Annotated in this window: 18 protein-coding genes and 1 pseudogene; 14 read left to right on the top strand and 5 right to left on the bottom strand. The window is 38.2% G+C overall.

Features of this window, described 5'->3' with window-relative positions; all coding sequences use genetic code 11:
• Window positions 1-12 precede the first annotated feature (12 nt).
• The 6 genes and pseudogenes from CL42_RS12850 to bioD all read left to right on the top strand — a co-directional run.
• Window positions 13-561: pseudogene (locus CL42_RS12850) on the top strand (IS4-like element ISAba33 family transposase); the annotation flags it as partial.
• Between the two features lie 117 nt (window positions 562-678).
• Complete coding sequence (locus CL42_RS12845) at window positions 679-1,404, top strand: hydrolase (RefSeq protein WP_212771600.1); 726 nt, start codon at window positions 679-681, stop codon at window positions 1,402-1,404.
• A gap of 82 nt (window positions 1,405-1,486) precedes the next feature.
• Window positions 1,487-2,770, top strand: coding sequence for an adenosylmethionine--8-amino-7-oxononanoate transaminase (gene bioA, locus CL42_RS12840; protein WP_035269226.1), 1,284 nt, complete (start codon window positions 1,487-1,489; stop codon window positions 2,768-2,770).
• Window positions 2,767-3,924, top strand: a complete 1,158-nt coding sequence (locus CL42_RS12835; protein WP_035269224.1) for an 8-amino-7-oxononanoate synthase — start codon at window positions 2,767-2,769, stop codon at window positions 3,922-3,924. Before bioA ends, CL42_RS12835 begins: the two co-directional genes overlap by 4 nt.
• Window positions 3,921-4,712, top strand: a complete 792-nt coding sequence (gene bioC / locus CL42_RS12830; RefSeq protein ID WP_228133285.1) for a malonyl-ACP O-methyltransferase BioC — start codon at window positions 3,921-3,923, stop codon at window positions 4,710-4,712. The genes CL42_RS12835 and bioC overlap by 4 nt, the downstream gene beginning before the upstream one ends.
• Window positions 4,709-5,353 carry a dethiobiotin synthase gene (bioD, locus tag CL42_RS12825; RefSeq protein WP_035269221.1) on the top strand — a complete coding sequence of 215 codons (645 nt, stop codon included), beginning with the start codon at window positions 4,709-4,711 and terminating at the stop codon, window positions 5,351-5,353. Before bioC ends, bioD begins: the two co-directional genes overlap by 4 nt.
• Before the next feature lie 46 nt (window positions 5,354-5,399).
• Here the strand turns inward: bioD and rluB are convergent, their stop codons facing one another.
• From rluB to CL42_RS12810, 3 genes are read right to left on the bottom strand one after another with little or no spacing between them, the layout of a single operon-like run.
• Window positions 5,400-6,566, bottom strand: coding sequence for a 23S rRNA pseudouridine(2605) synthase RluB (gene rluB / locus CL42_RS12820; RefSeq protein WP_081403293.1), 1,167 nt, complete (start codon window positions 6,564-6,566; stop codon window positions 5,400-5,402).
• 41 nt (window positions 6,567-6,607) lie between these two features.
• Window positions 6,608-7,198 carry an SMC-Scp complex subunit ScpB gene (scpB, locus tag CL42_RS12815; RefSeq protein WP_035269219.1) on the bottom strand — a complete coding sequence of 197 codons (591 nt, stop codon included), beginning with the start codon at window positions 7,196-7,198 and terminating at the stop codon, window positions 6,608-6,610.
• Window positions 7,195-7,986 carry a segregation and condensation protein A gene (locus tag CL42_RS12810; protein ID WP_035269217.1) on the bottom strand — a complete coding sequence of 264 codons (792 nt, stop codon included), beginning with the start codon at window positions 7,984-7,986 and terminating at the stop codon, window positions 7,195-7,197. The genes scpB and CL42_RS12810 overlap by 4 nt, the downstream gene beginning before the upstream one ends.
• A 281-nt stretch (window positions 7,987-8,267) precedes the next feature.
• Between CL42_RS12810 and CL42_RS12805 the strand changes: the two genes are divergently transcribed.
• Window positions 8,268-8,999: a GNAT family N-acetyltransferase gene (locus tag CL42_RS12805; RefSeq protein WP_035269215.1), complete on the top strand. Its 732-nt coding sequence runs from the start codon at window positions 8,268-8,270 to the stop codon at window positions 8,997-8,999.
• 32 nt (window positions 9,000-9,031) lie between these two features.
• On the opposite strand, the gene CL42_RS12800 is transcribed toward CL42_RS12805, so the two are convergent.
• Together CL42_RS12800 and CL42_RS12795 are read right to left on the bottom strand one after the other, a co-directional pair.
• A complete protein-coding gene (locus CL42_RS12800; protein WP_035269212.1) occupies window positions 9,032-9,649 on the bottom strand; it encodes an L-threonylcarbamoyladenylate synthase in 618 nt (205 codons plus the stop codon).
• 81 nt (window positions 9,650-9,730) lie between these two features.
• Window positions 9,731-10,393: an elongation factor P hydroxylase gene (locus CL42_RS12795; RefSeq protein WP_035269210.1), complete on the bottom strand. Its 663-nt coding sequence runs from the start codon at window positions 10,391-10,393 to the stop codon at window positions 9,731-9,733.
• 97 nt (window positions 10,394-10,490) lie between these two features.
• Between CL42_RS12795 and CL42_RS12790 the strand changes: the two genes are divergently transcribed.
• The 7 genes from CL42_RS12790 to CL42_RS12760 all read left to right on the top strand — a co-directional run.
• Entirely contained in the window at window positions 10,491-11,048 is a 558-nt protein-coding gene (locus tag CL42_RS12790) for a YceD family protein (RefSeq protein ID WP_035269208.1), read from the top strand.
• Between the two features lie 77 nt (window positions 11,049-11,125).
• On the top strand, window positions 11,126-11,311 hold the full coding sequence (gene rpmF, locus CL42_RS12785; RefSeq protein ID WP_035269206.1) for a 50S ribosomal protein L32: 186 nt from the start codon (window positions 11,126-11,128) through the stop codon (window positions 11,309-11,311).
• A 214-nt stretch (window positions 11,312-11,525) separates the two neighbouring features.
• A complete protein-coding gene (gene fabD / locus CL42_RS12780; protein WP_035269203.1) occupies window positions 11,526-12,512 on the top strand; it encodes an ACP S-malonyltransferase in 987 nt (328 codons plus the stop codon).
• A complete protein-coding gene (gene fabG / locus CL42_RS12775) occupies window positions 12,509-13,243 on the top strand; it encodes a 3-oxoacyl-ACP reductase FabG (RefSeq protein WP_035269201.1) in 735 nt (244 codons plus the stop codon). The genes fabD and fabG overlap by 4 nt, the downstream gene beginning before the upstream one ends.
• Window positions 13,244-13,327: 84 nt before the next feature.
• Window positions 13,328-13,564, top strand: a complete 237-nt coding sequence (gene acpP, locus CL42_RS12770) for an acyl carrier protein (protein WP_035269198.1) — start codon at window positions 13,328-13,330, stop codon at window positions 13,562-13,564.
• A 197-nt stretch (window positions 13,565-13,761) separates the two neighbouring features.
• A complete protein-coding gene (lysM, locus tag CL42_RS12765; RefSeq protein WP_035269196.1) occupies window positions 13,762-14,235 on the top strand; it encodes a peptidoglycan-binding protein LysM in 474 nt (157 codons plus the stop codon).
• A 653-nt stretch (window positions 14,236-14,888) separates the two neighbouring features.
• Window positions 14,889-16,575 (top strand): GA-like domain-containing protein (locus CL42_RS12760; protein WP_035269193.1); only part of this gene is annotated, 1,687 nt, incomplete at its 3' end.

Here is a 16,575-nt window from a genome sequence, read left to right as displayed (position 1 = left end):
TATACGTGTTAAAAAAACTTCATTGTGACCAATCACTTAGCCAAGAATCATAAAATTAGTGATTTATTTCGTCATCTTCAAGTTGGTCAAACTGAATGTCGTAAACGACGTATTTGGGTTGGTCGAGTGAAACTGTATATTAGTGCGCTACGATTAGAAGATGGAGAACTTTTACTTGTTGTTTCTCCTATGTTTAATGCTTCTGCTATTCGTGATTATGCATTACGCTGGGAAATCGAAACGTTATTTAGTTGTCTCAAAGGACGTGGATTCAATCTTGAAAATACTCGTTTAACAGACCCTAGACGAGTCAAGAAATTGATAGCAGTGCTAGCTATCGGTTTCTGTTGGTGCTATTTAACAGGTGAATGGCAACATGATCGGAAAAAAGCGATAAAAATAAAGAAGCATGGACGACTTTCAGTAAGTTTATTTCGCTACGGTTTGGACTATGTTCAAATGGCTATTCTACGTTTGATTGGTTTTGGAAAAAAAGAAGAATTTAAGAAAGTGCTAGCAATTTTAAGAAAGAAAAAGCCTGATAGGACAAGGGTCCTATGAAATTTGTCGTGTACAGAGTAATTATCTAAAAATCAAAGTGAAATTGAATGATTTGCTCAATGAGTTATTGTGCTTGGCTTTATATACTGACCGAAAACGATCAGCTAAGGATTGGCAATCATGAGTAAAATCTTATTAATTACCGGTTGGGGACTCGGAACAAAACCACTCGAAAACTTAAAAACTGCTTTGGATATGGCAGGATTTCAAATCGATCTGATTAATATCTTTAATGCACTCGACCCTGTTGAATTATCTAAACATGTTGAGTTAGCTAAAAAAGTCGATGTCATTATAGGGTGGTCTTTAGGCGGGCAATTAGCAACATTGCTCACCCAAAAGGTTTTCGAGCTTTCAGGTCAGGCAAAAACGTTAATTACTTTAGCATCGAATCCTTGCTTCGTTGCCAATGAACGCTGGTCTACAGGTATGCCGCTTTCTACTTTTCAAAGTTTTAGAGAGTCTTTTGAAAATGACCCCATGACCACTTTAAAGCGATTTTGTTATCTGGTCTCACAGGGCAGCCAAACTGCTAAACAAGATTGGCAATCTTTGCAAAATTCAATTACGAGTGAAGAGCTAGATTTAAAAAAGCAGGGCTTGGATTTACTATATCATCTTAATACTGTCGAGATATTGAAAAATTATGTCGGAAAACAATTACATGTATTTGCTGATGATGATGGATTAGTTAGTAACAAAGTTCTAGATAATATCCGAAAGATAGATGCAAAGTTTTTTAAATTCGAAATTATCCCAGGCTCTCACTGCTTTTCAATTTTTAGAGCTACACAACTAAGTGACAAAATCGTTCAATATCTAAGAAAGAATGAGAAATCCTGATGAATATTGTCTAATCAGGCAATTCATAACAAAAATAATTCGCGTTATGCTCTGTCTAGATTAATAAGGAAATTCTTCCAGGATGGTTGACGAATTCGATTTAGCACACTTATGGCACCCTTATACTTCGATGTTAAACCCACTGCCGACATATAAAGTAAAAAAGGCTACAGGGGTGATGATTGAACTTGAAGATGGCCGTCAACTCATTGATGGTATGTCATCTTGGTGGTGTGCCATTCACGGATATAACCATCCTCAACTTAATCAAGCTGTGTCGGATCAATTGCAGCACATGTCACACATTATGTTTGGTGGGCTTACTCATGATCCTGCGATTGAATTAGGGAAGGCATTATTAAAAATTACACCACCTCAATTAGATAAAATATTCTATGCGGACTCAGGTTCTGTCGCTGTTGAAGTCGCACTAAAGATGGCAGTTCAATATTGGACTGCACAAAATAAGAAAGATAAAACCAGTTTTATCACGACGCGTTCTGGTTACCATGGTGATACATGGAATGCAATGTCAGTATGTGATCCAGTTACTGGGATGCATCAGGTCTTTGGTTCTAGTTTACCTTCTCGTTATTTTGTTCCTGCACCGCAGACTCGATTTGATGAAGATTGGAATCCAGCAGATATTCTTGTATTGGCAGAAACTTTAAAAAACCATCATGCCACTATCGCTGCCATGATTATTGAGCCGATTGTGCAAGGTGCTGGAGGCATGCGTTTCTATCATCCTGAATATTTACGCGAAGCCAAGAGGCTATGCGATCAATATCAGGTGTTAATGATATTTGATGAAATTGCCACGGGGTTTGGGCGAACAGGTAAATTATTTGCTTGGGAACACGCTCAAGTTGAACCAGACATCATGTGTATTGGTAAGGCGCTGACCGGTGGGTATATGACTTTATCTGCAACACTGACCACACGACATGTCGCTGAAGTGATCAGCTCTGGTGAAGCTGGCGTATTTATGCATGGACCTACATTTATGGCGAACCCCTTGGCTTGTGCTGTCGCCTTAAAGAGTACTGAGCTTTTATTGTCACAAGATTGGCAGTCCAATATTCAAAGAATAGAGCAAATTCTAAAACATTATTTACATAGATTAGATGATCAAGCGCATATTCAAGATGTTCGTGTGCTCGGTGCTATCGGTGTTGTTGAGCTTAAACAAAATGTTGATATGAAAACGCTGCAACAGCGTTTCGTAGAACGAGGCGTGTGGATTCGTCCTTTTGGAAAATTAGTTTATGTCATGCCACCTTTTGTGATTTCAGATGTCGAACTTACTGAGTTACTAACGCAGTTGGTGAGTGTTGTGATGGAACTTGCAGAGGAAATGAGATGAATCTGTTGGACTACTACGCAGAGCAGTTAGACTCATTAAAACAAACTGGAAATTTTCGGCAGTTTAAATCCATCGTTCAGCATGGAAAATGGGTTGAGCTTCAGCAACAAAGAATGTTGAATCTATCGAGTAATGATTATTTAGGGATTGCGTCAGATCTACAAATAAGAGAAGCATTTTTTGATCACTGTTCAGCAGATTCAAAAAGAATGAGCTCTTCATCTTCAAGGTTACTCACAGGAAATTATCCTGAATATGAGCAATTTGAATATGACATGAGTCAATCATTCAATCAAAGGGCAGTTCTGTTATTCAACAGTGGCTATCACATGAATATTGGTATTCTGCCTGCGATTGCTGATAGTCAAACTTTAATTCTCTCGGATAAATTGATTCACGCCAGCATGATTGATGGGATTCGCTTAAGTAAAGCGAAGCTGATACGTTATCGACATAATGATCTGCTTCATTTAAAGCAATTGATCGAGCAATATCATGATGATCCCTTGTATCAAAGAATCATTGTGGTAACTGAATCAATTTTTAGTATGGATGGTGATGAAACTGATTTAACTGCGTTGGTGAGTCTGAAATATCAGTTCAGTAAAATCATGTTATATGTTGATGAAGCACATGCTATTGGTGTTCGGGGAGAGCAAGGGCTCGGTTGTGCTGAACAATATGCTGTCATAGATGATATCGATTTCTTGGTAGGAACATTTGGGAAAGCACTCGCATCTGTTGGTGGATACATTGTGTGTCATCCAATCTTAAAAGATTATTTAATCAACAAAATGCGCTCTTTGATTTTTAGTACCGCACAACCACCCATCAACATGGCTTGGACGCATTTTATTTGGAATAAAATGAAAAAAATGCAGGAGCAACGTGCTCATTTAAGTGATTTGAGTCTGCAACTGCGTCAATATATTCTTGAGCAAGGTTACGAATGTCCTTCAAGCTCGCAGATTATTCCTTTAATTTTAGGTGATTCTCAGCGTGCACTTGAGCGCGCACAACAATTACAACAATCTGGTTTTTATATTTTGCCGGTTCGGCCACCAACGGTTCCACAAGGAAGTTCACGCCTGAGAATTTGTATGAATTCTCAGCTGAATCAAGATGAATTGGAGCGTTTGAAAGAACAATTATGAATGACTCAATGTTGAACAAATTTATTCAAAAAGAAATGATTGCTACTCGATTTGCAAAATCGCATTGGACTTATGCAGATCAGGCACGTATTCAACAAAATGTAGCGAAACATTTAAGCGAGCTGATGCGTCTTTATGTTTCATCTTCTGAGCTTGCTAAAGTATTTGAAATTGGATGTGGAACTGGAAATCTAACTCAAGAGATGCTTCATCATTTTAAAATGGATCAAGTCATTTTGAATGATTTATATGCTGATGTTGAGCATACCATCAGTCATCATCAGCCTGTCGAGTGGCGTATTGGTGATGTCGAAAAAATTGAGTTACCCAAAGACCTTGATTTATGTGCCTCAAGCTCTGCATTACAGTGGATGTCTGAGTTTGAAAGATTGATACAGAAAATTTATTCGGCTTTAAAGCCCAATGGTTATTTTTGCTTTTCAACTTATGGGCCTCAGAACTTAAAAGAAATTAAATCCTTAACTGGACAAGGATTAAAATATTTTGATCAAAGCCAAATTAAAAGCTTACTAGAGCAGAACGGATTTGAAGTGATGCACTGTGAACAACAATTGGCTCAATTACACTTCGCGCACCCAAAATTGGTCCTAAAACATTTACAGGCCACAGGTGTGACGGCAACCTCACAGGGATTTCGTTGGACGAAGGAAAGTTTGAATCAGTTTTATCTAGGTTACCGACAATTTATTGCGACTGATGAGCAAGAGAATCTTGTATATCCTTTAACGTATCACCCTATATTTTTTATCGCACGGAGTAAGTCATGAGTGCTCAAATCTACTTTGTGAGCGGTATTGATACTGGAATTGGAAAAACATACGTCACTGGTTATTTGGCAAAAATTTGGCGTGAACAAGGGCGGAATGTCATTACTCAGAAATTAATTCAAACGGGTAATGTGGATGTTTCTGAAGATATTGAAAAACATCGTGAAATTATGGGATGTGGTTGGTTAGAGGAAGATACTCAAAAACTCACTATGCCTGAAATTTTCAGTTATCCTGCATCGCCTCACTTAGCGACACGTATAGATGGGCGAAGTATTGATTTCGCTAAAATTGAACAAGCGACTCAACAGTTGTCCTCTTCATATGAAGTTGTTTTACTTGAAGGGGCGGGTGGCTTGATGGTCCCTCTAACAACACAATATTTAACCATTGATTATTTGGTGGATAAAAAATATCCCATAATTTTGGTGAGTTCGGGGCGTTTGGGAAGCATCAACCATACTTTGTTGAGCTTAGAGGCACTGAAGCATCGTGGGCTTGAGTTATATGCTCTAGCATATAATTTGAATGCTGAATCTGACGATGAGCTTATTTCACGTGATACATCTACCTACTTAAAAAAGTATTTATCACAACATTTTCCATCTGCTAAATGGTTTGATATTCCTGTTATTGAATAAATGAAAAAAACCGCTCTATTGAGCGGTTTTTTTAGGGATTTCAAAATTAGAACTTCTTAAAGCCTTTGTTAATACCAAAAGGTTTGCGTTGACCGAATTTATTTTCGTTGCGTGGTTTGTAATCAACAGAATTGCCGTTTACTTCACCTTTGTTTTCAGGACGTTTATTGCGGAAATCCTGATTTTCAGTGCGAGGGGCGCGATTGTTGAATCGATTCTCAAATCCTTCTTGACGTGGTGCACGTGCATTGAAACGGTTTTCTGAGCCTTCTTGACGCGGTGCGCGATTGTTAAATCGATTATCACTGCGGCTTTGATCAGCACCACCTTGACGGAAGTCACGGCGTGGTTCTTGATGCTCGCCTTCGTCACGGCGTTGTTGGCGTAAATAACCACCACGACGTGCTGCAAGTGGTTTCTCTTGCATACGTTCATTGCGGCGTTTCGCCATACCGTAAAGACCAGTACCTTGACGTGGTTTGAGCTCAACAGACTTAGTTAAGTTATCAATGTCATTTTTATCAAGTTCAATCCAACGACCTGTACGTAATTCACGTGGCAGAATGACTGTACCATAACGTGTACGTAATAGACGGCTGACTTTCAAGCCTTGTGATTCAAAGATGCGGCGTACTTCACGGTTACGTCCTTCTTTTACAACCACTTGATACCAACGGTTAATCCCTTCACCACCAATTTCAGAGAATGACTCAAATTTTGCTGGACCATCATCGAGCATGACACCATCTGTCATGTTCTTTTTCAGTTGAGGGGTCACTTCACCCATCACACGTACAGCGTATTCGCGTTCAATTTCACTAGATGGATGCATTAAGCGGTTTGCAAGCTCGCCATCGTTTGTGAAAAGTAATAATCCTGTTGAGTTGATATCTAAACGACCAACCATGACCCAACGATCACCCGGAATTGATGGTAATTGATCAAATACAGTTGGGCGATTTTCAGGGTCGTTACGTGAACAGATTTCACCTTCAGGTTTGTAGTAAATCAATACACGACGACGGATTTCATCTTCAATTTGGAACTGTACTTTACGACCATCGATACGAAGCTCATCGGTTGGTTCGATACGTTCACCTACTTGAGCAACTTGACCGTTGACACTAACACGACCGGCAGCAATGACTTCTTCCATATAGCGGCGAGAACCCAAACCTACACGTGCCAATACCTTTTGCAATTTTTCACTCATAACAGCATAACCTTAGAAATAATCATCAACAGTTCACCTATTTACGACTTGGGTGCGTGAGCATCCAATGCCATAAAAGCTTCCTTGGCATCCTGTAGGGGAGGCAGTTGATTTAAATCACTTAAACCAAAAGCATTTAAAAATTGTGGCGTTGTAACCAACAACGCGGGTCTTCCTGGAAGTTCCCGGAAACCAGACTCTTTAATCCAGTTCCAATCGAATAACGTTCTGAGTTGCTGACTGTTATTCGTGACTCCTCGAATTTGCTCAATATCGGCTCGGGTAACGGGCTGATGATAAGCAATCACTGCTAGAGTTTCTAACAATGATGGTGATAATTTAGTTGGACGTTCTGGCCAAGTTTGTGCAATCACTTGTCGATACTTAGCACGAACTTGAAAGCGAAAACCTTGAGCTGTTTCAGTCAGCTCAATTGAACGACCGTGTTGTAACACTGCAAGCTGTTGCAAATATGCGCGCAGTTGTTGTTTGGAAAATTGGTTTTGAAATGCCTCTTTCAAGCGTGCAATAGAAACAGGCGCTTCACTGGCAAAAATAATAGCTTCGAGCTGCATGAGCACTTCGTGGTGTAACTCATCAACTTGAAAGGAGTTTGATTGATCAATGGTCATATCATTACCCCTTGAATTGCCAGCGGGGCTTCAATACCTGATGCAATAATTTGAACTTTTTGCTGACGTGTTAGCTCTAATATTGCCATAAACGTCACCACTAACCCCATACGACCTTGACTTGGTTTTAAAAGTTGATCAAATTTCAAAACCTCACCTGATTTTGTCATCTGTTCAATATAGGCAATACGTTCTTCAAGCAAAACAGGTTCTTGAGTAATCTGGTGTGTAACAGGCTCTGGGCGATTAAAAATACAAAACATAGCATCGCGCAGAAGAGAGGCTTCATAACCCTCATTTACTGTATTAATTTGTCCAAGGCTAACGTTGGGTAGAAAAGTATCACGGTCCAAAATAGGCATTTGACCGAGACGCTCAGCAGCTTGCTTGATCCTTAAATATGTCTCTAAGCGATCTATTAATTCTTGTTTTGGATCTTTTTCAATTTGGATTGATTTAGGTTTAGGCAGCAGTAAGCGTGATTTTAAATCTGCTAATAATGCCGCCATCACCATATAATCTGCGGTTAACTCAATATTGAGTGACTTCATACTGTCAATATATGACAAATATTGCGTTGCAATCGGAGCTATATCGAGCTGAAGTAGATCGAAACCATTTTTTTGGATGAGGTAAATTAAAAAGTCGAGTGGTCCTTCGAAATGTTCTAATAGAATTTCGAATGCTGCAGGCGGTATATATAAATCTTCAGGAATCGTATCTTGCCACTCATCTAAAACACGGATGTGTGGAAGTGCGTCCATGGGATTATGGATAGCTTGAGTCATTACAATTATTAGCCACGCGAATTTTCAAAAGCATGTTGGGCGATTCAGGAGATCACATATCGAAATCAGTAAAAGGACAGTGATTCGAATAGCATAAAAACAATATGGGTATTCTAAATTAAATCGAGTGCTGAATATATCTTTATCCGCAGTTTTACGATAAAAAAATTGAAATAAATAGGTGGTATTTTTTAAGGTTATATGGATGTATTTAGTGTTTTAATTGATAAATGTAAACTGGTATTCATTGTTAGCGTGTGTTCGACGAGAAGTAAAAGAGTATGAATAATTTTCAAAAAGTAGAACAAAATGTATATAAACAAAGTGTAGGTATAAAAGTTCACTCAAATACTCACCCTATAAACTCATTCAAAGCGTTGAGTGGAACGTATGTAAATTTATATCCTTTAAATTTAATTGAAAATATTGAAGAGCTTGCGAGAAATCTATTCCCAATTAAGATTACAGACGAGTTTATTTCAAGCTTTACCTATTTGCCTTACGAAGCGCCAACTTCGATTGAAGACTTGTCATATAAACTCTCATCGCAATTTGGTACACAAGGGAATATTTATTATGTTATTCGCATAGCGAACAAACCAGTGGGGTGGATCGCATTGATGAATATCGGGTTGGATGATGGAGTGGTTGAAATTGGGAATGTATACTTCTCAGCAGATTTAAAACGGTCTAGAGCTGCTACAGAAGTATTATTTTTACTGTTGAATGAGTGTTTTACTTTAGGATTTAGGCGTATAGAGTGGAAGTGTCATGAGTTGAACTTAGCTTCCAAAAAAGCCGCACTACGATTCGGTTTTCAATATGAAGGAATGTTTAGACAACATAAAGTGGTCAAGGGAAGAAACCGAAACACGCTTTGGTTTTCAATGTTGGATGAAGAGTGGCTGACTTTAAAAGAAAGTTATTTAGCTTGGCTTGAACCAAGCAACTTTACGCAAGAGGGTCAACAAATAAAGACCCTCCAAGCAATCTATAACGAAAAATCAGCGTAAATCAAATAAAGAGAGATGAATGGTGAGGCATTTTACTCAAAAGCACTCACATCACCCACGCCACGGCGGATAATTTCAGGTTGACTTCCTGAGAGATCAACAATACTTGTCGTAGTTAATGTACCAAGTCCACTATCAATAAAAACATCAATTCTTTTACTTAATTGTTGTTCTATTTCATATGGATCATCCAAAGGCTCAGTTTGACCTGGAAGAATCAGGGTGCTGGTGAGTAAAGGTTCACCCAACTCTTTAAGAAGCATTTGACAGACTGGGTTGCTCGGTACACGTAAACCAATGGTTTTCTTTTTGGGGTGCATCAAGCGACGAGGGACTTCACTTGTCGCTTGCAAAATAAAGGTGGTAATCGCAGGTGTGTTATTTTTAAGCAAACGATAAGTTGCATTATCCACTTTTGCATACGTTGCAATATCTGAGAGATCCGCACATAAGATCGCATATTGATGCTTAGCACCAAGATCACGGATTTGAGCAATTCGTTCCATCGCTTGCTTATTACCAATTTGGCATCCGATGGCATAGGCTGCATCTGTTGGATAAACCACGACATCGCCTGCACGTATTCTTTCTACTGCTTGAGTAATAAGTCGAGATTGTGGATTGTCAGGATGTACTCTTAAATGAAGCATTTTATTTTCTCCTGATTATTTTTTCGTATTATTGCGTGCATGGACATTCACTTCAATGTCATGAGTATATATTTACTAGACTTAATCTAGCGATGCACGAGAAAATTCATGCAAATGTAATGTTTTGCCACTTCTGAGACACTTACAGATGCACTGAATAAAGTGTTGAGCATCTCTTGGAAGCTGAGCTTCACCTGAAAAATAGCGTTGTACTTGAGCATAAACATTGTCTTTAAAAGACTGCCCATCACCACCTTCACCCGTTAAATTGTCCAGAGAAACGCGGAATTTTCGACTAAAGGCTGTGGAAAACATCCATTCAATTGCTTGAGGTTTAATTTCGACTTGTTCAAATAGGGCTTGTTGTTCAGCAGTTCGACCATCTGGTGCGTACCAATAGCCAAGATCAGGAAGAGTGCGACGATGATCTCCTGCGATTGTCCAATGGCTTATTTCATGTAAAGCACTATTGAAAAATCCATGTGCGAATTGGATGCGAGCAGGTTGTTGGTCTGAGGCAGGGAAGTATTCAGGTTCAAAGTCGCCTTTGACTAATGTGACATTTAAGTGGGAAAACCAATGATTAAAGTGTAAGATAAGCCAGTCTACCTGTTGAGCTTCTGTTTGCAGATTTACCCAAGGTGCGAGTTGCACGCGGTCTAAGTGATCGGTCAAATTTGAGGTCGAAGGATAGTGTAACTGTAATGAAGTTGTGACTTCAGGTTGCGGCTGCAACTGATGCATGACTTGATTAACCCAAATGATCTGTCTGAATAAGTGCAAAATTGTATCTTAATCTTTGACAGAGTACTTATGAATTTGTAGAATTGCCGCCTTAATTATGTCAGCAAATACCTTTCCGGCACAGATTGAGCCGTTTAAATGGGCTGAACAGGGCTTCACATGGTCAGGTACACTGCCATTGTCGCGCTTTGTTCGTATATCCCGTGAAGCTGTTGGGTCAATTGATAATCAATTGATCAATATAGACTGTAAGCTATCAATGGATGCGTATCATCGTATCGTTTGGCTTGATGGTAGTGTTGAAACGAAGGTTCCAATGGAATGCCAACGTTGTTTGGATACTGTTGAATTACCTCTCGAATTGGACTTTCATCTGGCTTTAGTCGATGATGAGTCACTGATAGAGCGCTTGGATGAGGATGCTGATTTCATCGTCTTAGGTGAGAGTGAAGCAACGACAAAAGGTTCATTTGATGCACCTGCAACCGCTGATTTACTTTCTCTCATAGAAGATGAATTGTTATTGTTGATTCCTTTGTCACCAAGACATGCGTCTTGTGAGCATAAGCATCAACCTGCCCAAGAAGAAGTTGTTGAAGAAAAACGAGATAATCCGTTTGGTGTTTTGGCAGCTTTGAAGGGTAAACTTAACTAATTTTTGTGTTATACTCTTAGGTATAAGACAATCGAATTTGTTCTGATCCATTTTTTCGATCTTTGTAAGGAGCCATCATGGCCGTTCAGCAAAACCGTAAAAGTCGCTCTCGCCGTGACATGCGCCGTTCACATGACGCTTTAACCGAGAATGCATTAACAGTAGACCAAACGACTGGTGAAACTCACCGTCGTCACCACGTAACTAAAGATGGTGTCTACCGTGGTCGTCAATTATTCGCTAAAGCAGCTGATGCTGAATAATTGGTGATGTATTAAGCGTCAAGCTTAGTAGAAAAAATGGGAGCGTAAGCTCCCTTTTTTTATTTCTATTTTTTGTTGTATTTGGCAATTACCAAAGCTTTTTTTTAATGATAAATTTCGCTCCATCAAATCAGTTAAGACTTGAGTTTGATGTTCAAGATGATCGAAATGAATCAAAATAGAATAGTCAAAGCTCTGAATAAAGGATTTTTATATGTCTGCTAAACGCCTCGAGCAAGCCGTTCTTGCGACCAAAACTGCATTTGTTTTTCCTGGACAGGGTTCTCAAAAAGCAGGAATGTTAGCGGAGCTTGCAGAACAGTTTAGTAGTGTGCAAGAAACGTTTGCTGAAGCTTCTGAAGCACTCGGCTTTGATTTATGGCACATTGCGCAAAGTGGTGAAGGGTTAAACCAAACTGAATTTACACAACCAGTGCTACTCACAGCAAGCATTGCTTTATGGCGTGTATGGTTAGAGCTTGGTGGTGTCGTTCCTAAATATTTAGCGGGACATTCACTAGGTGAATACAGTGCATTGGTTGCTGCAGAATCTTTAAGCTTAAAAGATGCAGTTAAATTGGTGAACTTACGCGGTAAGTTGATGCAAGATGCTGTCCCTCAGGGTCAAGGTGCTATGGCTGCGATTCTTGGTCTTGATGATGCTAAGGTTGTAGAACTGTGTGCTCAAGTCACCGCTCAAGGTGAGGGTTCAGTGGAAGCTGCAAACTATAATGCACAGGGTCAAGTTGTGGTGGCAGGTGATACTGCACAGGTTGAAGCGTTAATAGCTTTGGTAAAAGAGCAAGGTGCAAAAGCAATTGCGTTACCAGTATCAGTACCATCACATTGTTCATTAATGAAGCCAGCGGCAGCAGAGTTTGCCAAAGCTTTAGCAGATGTTGATATTCAATTACCTCGCATTCCAGTGATTCAAAATGTCAATGCACAAGTGGCTGACAGTGTTGATGAATTGCGTACAGCGTTGACATCACAACTTTATGAGTCTGTCCAATGGACTAAAACACTTCAAGTATTGGCTGATCAAGATGTGAGCTATGTTGTTGAATGTGGTCCTGGGAATGTATTAACAAATTTAGCAAAACGTTTAGAACATGTTGAAAAAGCATTGCCTTTAGATACTAAATCTCGTTTAGAAGATGCTTTAAATACTGTATTAGTTGCAGAAGGGAAAATTGCATGACGCAGGAACGTAAAGTCGCGTTAGTGACAGGTGCAAGCCGTGGTATTGGTGCTGCGATTGCACAACAGCTGATCGAAGATGGTTTTTTTGTCGTAGGTACGGCTACATCTGAGTCTGGTGCTGAAAAATTATCTACACAATTTGCTGAACATGGTGTAGGAAAAGTACTTGATGTTCGTGATGGAGCTGCAATTGATGCACTCATTACAGATATTGAACAAAGTTTTGGCCCTGTACTTGTTCTTGTGAATAATGCAGGTATCACTAAAGATAATCTACTGCTTCGTATGTCTGAAGATGATTGGGATGATATCCAAAATATTCACCTTAAAGCAGTATTCCGTCTCTCTAAACGTGTATTGAAAGGTATGACGAAAGCGAGATTTGGACGAATTATCAATATTAGTTCTGTCGTTGCGCATTTTGCAAATCCAGGTCAAGCAAATTATTCAGCTGCGAAGGCTGGGATTGAAGCTTTTAGCCGCAGTTTGGCTAAAGAAATGGGCAGTCGTCAAATTACTGTCAATAGTATCGCGCCTGGCTTTATTGCAACTGAGATGACTGAACAGTTAAGTGATGAAATTCAGAAAAAAATGAGTGATCAAGTGGCATTGAACCGTTTTGGTCAGCCTCAAGATATCGCAAATGCAGTAAGTTTCCTTGCTTCTGATAAAGCAAGTTACATTACTGGTACGGTATTACACGTGAATGGTGGTTTATACATGGCGTAATGCGATGTATAAACTTTCAAATATATCAAGATTCAATTAAACTATAGGCATTATACGCCGCCACAAGCAATGAGGAGAATTCCTGTGAGCGATATCGAACAACGTATCAAACAAGCAGTAGCTGAACAACTTGGCTTAAAAGCTGAAGAGATTAAAAACGAAGCATCTTTCATGGATGACTTAGGTGCTGACTCTCTAGATCTAGTTGAGCTTGTAATGTCTTTCGAAAATGATTTCGACATTACTATTCCTGATGAAGATTCTAACGAAATTACAACTGTTCAATCTGCTATCGATTATGTAACTAAGAAATTAGCTTAATCATCAGATTCAGTTCTTTTCGAACTTAAAAGCTACCTTTATGGTGGCTTTTTTTTATTAAGGAATAAATTGCAATATTACATTAAGTTACCTTAAGTTTAAGAAAGATAACGGCGTTAGGTATAGTTCTTCTGTATAAAAATTAAGGGATCTAAATTATTTGATCACCAAACTGAAATAACAATAGGAGAATAACAATGGGTCTTTTTGATTTTGTGAAAGGTATTGGGAAAAAGAATACCGCACCAGCTGAGCAACAAGCTACACCAGCAACGCCAGCAGAGCCATCTGCTCAAGAAATTGCGAATAAATTATTGGGGCATATTAAATCACTTGGCTTACCAGTAACAGGACTGTCTGTGACTTATAATGCAAGCAGTGATTTAGCGACTGTAAAAGGACAAGTGCAAACTCAAGCAGATCGTGAAAAGATCATCTTGGCTGTGGGAAATATTGATCATGTTGCTCAAGTCGATGACCAACTTACTGTTTCATCTCCAGAGCCTGAAAGTAAATTCTATACAGTAAAATCAGGGGATAATCTTTCAAAAATTTCTAAAGAGTTTTATGGTGATGCAAATCAGTACAACAAAATTTTTGAAGCAAACCGACCATTACTTAAAAATGCAGATGATATTTTCCCGGGACAGGTTCTAAGAATTCCAAACTAAAATATCAATGAATCTAAAAGACCGAGATTTAAATCTCGGTTTTTTATTTTAAAGTAACTTAATAACTTAAAACTGATTCTTAAATTATCAATATAAAACAATATTTTAACGGCTAGAAAATTTCTATAAATATATTTTAACTTCCACATTGCAATGGTGTTTTTGGCCATTTTTTAAGTTATTTCGAAGTAATAAGAATAAAAAAATTGAAATAAATTCATTAATCCTAACTTTATGTTTTATATAGGAAAAATAAATTAGTAAAAATAAGTGTTTGAAAATAAATAAAATTTAATTTGTTTCAAGAAATAAAATATTGTTTCATTGGGTTTTATTATGTAACTTTAATTAAGTAATAGTGTAATTTTGTTTCTGGTGTTTTTTTGCAATATTTAAAAATTTTATGTCTAACTTATATAAAATAATAAATAATGAGATTTTTTCACTATTAGTTTATAAATTGTGACTTTGTTTAAAATTAAATTTTATCAATAAAAACATTGCTTTAAGAATCTCGAATGGGGTGTAAAAAATTTTTTTTAACTATGAATTTTTGTTGATTTTCAACTGACTTTTTATGACGTTTACATTGATTCTCAATCTGATAAAAAAATAGAGGGTTAAAGAATATCTTAATAATACTGGGTGACGTCATGAAAAATTTAGAAATATTATCAAAAAACGATGGGGCGGTTTTAGAAAAGACTACTGCTAATAAAATCGTATTAAACCAGAACTCAATTGTGAAAATTGATGCATCAATCGAAGAGGTCTTAAATTTTCAGAAAGAAGGAAATTCTTTAGTTATTAATTTTAAAAATGGCGAACAATTAGTTGTAGAAAGTTATTTTGATGATCCCTTAAATAGTCATAATATTTTATTTAATGACAATGGTCAGCTTTATTGGGTTGAGTTCACAGATGCTGCCAATGAAATAGCTTCGACTATTAAATATTATCCAATTGATGATATTTCAGCACTTATCGCTGGAAACTCAAGTACAGCTTTGACAGGGTTAACTCCATGGTTAATTGCAGGGGGATTAGCTGCTGGAGTAGTTGCTATTGCAGATAATATGAGTGATTCAGATAAAAAATCTAATTCTGTATCGCCGGAACCAGAACCACCAAATAACGATGAATTAGAAGAAGCAAAACAGCTCGTTAATGATGCAGAGAAAGCTTATCAAGATCTTAAAGATTTGATTGAAGATAAATTAAATGATGGGTTAATTACTCCTGAGGAAAAAGCTGAATTAGAGGAAGCATTACAAGATGCAAAGGATGCTAAAGATGCTGCTCAAGATAAAGTCGATAACTTGGTAGATGGCGAGGAAAAATCTGATTTACAAGATCGACTAGATGATTTGGTTGATGAAGAGTTGCCACCAATTAATGATCAAAATGGTGATGGTGTACCAGATGATCTCGAGCAAGCTTTACTAGATGCTGAAGAAGCTGTAGCCAATGCTGAACAAGCGTACGAAGCATTAAAAGATTTAATTTTAGAGAAGAATGAAAACGGCCTGATTACACCTGCTGAAAGAGCGGAATTAGATCAAGCTAAAGAGGCTTTCGAGAGTGCCAAAGCCTTAGCAGAAACTAAAACAAATTTATTACCAGAATCAGTTCAATCTCAAAAAGATGCTTTGCAGGAACGTCTTGAAGATTTAGTGGATATCATCCTACCTGAAATTAATGATGAAAATGATGATGGTATCGTAGATGATATCGCTGAAGCACTCATTGAAGCAGAGTTGGCTGTTGCGGAAGCTGAAGCAAAGTATGCAGCTGCTGAAAATGCTTTAACTGTTGCAAATCGTGATGGATTAATTAATCCAACAGAGCTTAATGCTTTACAGAATGCTTTAGAGCAGGCACAAATTGCTAAGTCAACTGCTCAAAGTAAAGTAAATGCTCTACCTGAATCTGTTCAGGAACAGAAAGATGCCTTTCAAAATCGATTAGATGATCTGACTGACATAAGTTTGCCTGAAGTAAATGACGCAGATGGTGATGGCATTGTAGACGGCTTACCAGAAGCGATTCAGGAAGCGCAGTCAGCCGTAGAAGCAGCTGAAGCTAAATATGCTGAAGCTCTTAATAATTTAGCTTTGGCTCAAAAAGATGGCTTAATTAACCCGCTTGAACTCAGTATTCTTGAACAGAAAGTACAGGCTGCACTTGATGCAAAAGAAGTTGCCCAAGATAAGGTAAATGTATTGCCAAATGGAGCGATTAAAGATGGTTTACAGGATCGTCTAGATGCTCTTGTAAATATTGACTTACCTGAAGTCAATGATGCAGATGGTGATGGCGTACCAGACGGCGAAGATATTA

It is taken from the genome of Acinetobacter sp. Ver3 (assembly GCF_000632455.1).
Classification (GTDB): Bacteria; Pseudomonadota; Gammaproteobacteria; order Pseudomonadales; family Moraxellaceae; genus Acinetobacter.
Note: the sequence above shows the minus strand (reverse complement) of the source record. Positions and strands in the feature narration are given on the sequence as shown.

Bases quoted from the DNA above. Each gene is read 5' to 3' on its own strand.
- bioA (WP_035269226.1), top strand. From the start codon at position 1,487: ATGGTTGACGAATTCGATTTAGCACACTTATGGCACCCTTATACTTCG.
- CL42_RS12835 (WP_035269224.1), top strand. From the start codon at position 2,767: ATGAATCTGTTGGACTACTACGCAGAGCAGTTAGACTCATTAAAACAA.
- bioC (WP_228133285.1), top strand. From the start codon at position 3,921: ATGAATGACTCAATGTTGAACAAATTTATTCAAAAAGAAATGATTGCT.
- bioD (WP_035269221.1), top strand. From the start codon at position 4,709: ATGAGTGCTCAAATCTACTTTGTGAGCGGTATTGATACTGGAATTGGA.
- rluB (WP_081403293.1), bottom strand. From the start codon at position 6,566: ATGAGTGAAAAATTGCAAAAGGTATTGGCACGTGTAGGTTTGGGTTCT.
- scpB (WP_035269219.1), bottom strand. From the start codon at position 7,198: ATGACCATTGATCAATCAAACTCCTTTCAAGTTGATGAGTTACACCAC.
- CL42_RS12810 (WP_035269217.1), bottom strand. From the start codon at position 7,986: ATGACTCAAGCTATCCATAATCCCATGGACGCACTTCCACACATCCGT.
- CL42_RS12805 (WP_035269215.1), top strand. From the start codon at position 8,268: ATGAATAATTTTCAAAAAGTAGAACAAAATGTATATAAACAAAGTGTA.
- CL42_RS12800 (WP_035269212.1), bottom strand. From the start codon at position 9,649: ATGCTTCATTTAAGAGTACATCCTGACAATCCACAATCTCGACTTATT.
- CL42_RS12795 (WP_035269210.1), bottom strand. From the start codon at position 10,393: ATGCATCAGTTGCAGCCGCAACCTGAAGTCACAACTTCATTACAGTTA.
- CL42_RS12790 (WP_035269208.1), top strand. From the start codon at position 10,491: ATGTCAGCAAATACCTTTCCGGCACAGATTGAGCCGTTTAAATGGGCT.
- rpmF (WP_035269206.1), top strand. From the start codon at position 11,126: ATGGCCGTTCAGCAAAACCGTAAAAGTCGCTCTCGCCGTGACATGCGC.
- fabD (WP_035269203.1), top strand. From the start codon at position 11,526: ATGTCTGCTAAACGCCTCGAGCAAGCCGTTCTTGCGACCAAAACTGCA.
- fabG (WP_035269201.1), top strand. From the start codon at position 12,509: ATGACGCAGGAACGTAAAGTCGCGTTAGTGACAGGTGCAAGCCGTGGT.
- lysM (WP_035269196.1), top strand. From the start codon at position 13,762: ATGGGTCTTTTTGATTTTGTGAAAGGTATTGGGAAAAAGAATACCGCA.